This window comes from Streptomyces sp. NPDC002130 (assembly GCF_040296465.1).
GTDB lineage: Bacteria > Actinomycetota > Actinomycetes > Streptomycetales > Streptomycetaceae > Streptomyces.
On sequence record NZ_JBEOXI010001228.1, the window covers coordinates 1 to 1,060 of the forward strand.

Annotated in this window: 2 protein-coding genes and 1 pseudogene; 1 reads left to right on the forward strand and 2 read right to left on the reverse strand. The window is 62.1% G+C overall.

Annotated elements, in window-relative coordinates:
* Window positions 1–205: pseudogene (locus ABT116_RS49835) on the reverse strand (hypothetical protein); the annotation flags it as partial.
* A gap of 285 nt (window positions 206–490) precedes the next feature.
* On the opposite strand from ABT116_RS49835, the gene ABT116_RS49840 reads away from it, so the two are divergent.
* Entirely contained in the window at window positions 491–712 is a 222-nt protein-coding gene (locus tag ABT116_RS49840) for a hypothetical protein (RefSeq protein WP_020968904.1), read from the forward strand.
* A gap of 16 nt (window positions 713–728) precedes the next feature.
* Here ABT116_RS49840 and ABT116_RS49845 read toward each other — a convergent pair.
* Window positions 729–1,060: polyphosphate kinase 2 family protein (locus ABT116_RS49845; RefSeq protein ID WP_502984117.1), on the reverse strand; the 332-nt coding region annotated here is incomplete at its 5' end.

The following is a 1,060-nucleotide window of genomic DNA, read 5'->3' on the forward strand; positions in this document are numbered from 1 at the left end:
GCCAGATCCCCACTGCATTCGACGCTGCGTGCACCAGCCCCACTCGGCGTGCGACGTCGCCACGTTCGGACCAGTCCAGCCATCCCGTCAGCAAAGCCGGCGGAGTCGAAACCAATCCGAGCCCGATCAGCCGTCGTGCAGTCTGCGGATCGCCTAGAACATCGAAGACCAACGAAGCCGTCCACGCGCCCGCGGGAATGGTCACGAGGGCAGGATGGATGGGATGCCCGACGGCGGCGCCGCGGAGAAGTGCGGCGACAGTGCGCGATCGGTCGGATCGCTCCGTGATCTCGAGGATTCTGCGCCTGAGGCCAGTGGACGGACCGTCCAGTCCGCGAGCGGATTCGATTCCGCGGTAAAGAGTTCCGATGTCCATGTAATTCGGCTACCCGGCGTAGACGTCGGGAAACCTCGCGACGGCGGTGTCTTGTCGACCGTCATGCTCCGGCGTACGGTCGAAACGAAAGAGATCCGACCGGAGGAGCGAACGATGAAGCTCAATCTCTTTGCAGCGTGGGCGTCGTATTTCCTGGTATTGGCCACAGTTGTCTGTCTCGGCAGCTTTCTCGTGGCCGCCGGTTCAGGGCACGGTGGTTGGGCGTTGATTGCCGGGCTCGCCGGTGTCGCGTCCATCGGACTGGCGGTTGCCCTGTACACCAGCACCGTTCATCACGACCACAAAGTGCACCGCGAATCCCCACACCTGTTCTGATCGGGACTGCTTCTGATCAGGACTGTGCGAGTCGCGCCTTCTCCGCCTCGATGTCGAAGTTGGCAGGCGGCCAGTCGAGATCGAGCTTTTCCAGAGCGTCGATCAGTAGCTCCGTGACCGCAATTCGGCTGTACCACTTCCGATCACACGGCACGACGTACCACGGAGCATGTTCGGTCGACGTCTTGTCGAGCATCGCCTGATATGCCTGCTGGTAAGCCGGCCACAATCCGCGCTCTGTCACGTCACCGGGGTTGTACTTCCAGTACTTGTCCGGGCGGTCGAGACGCTCTTCGAGTCGCTTCTTCTGCTCGTCGAGCGAGACGAACATCGCCACCTTGACGATGG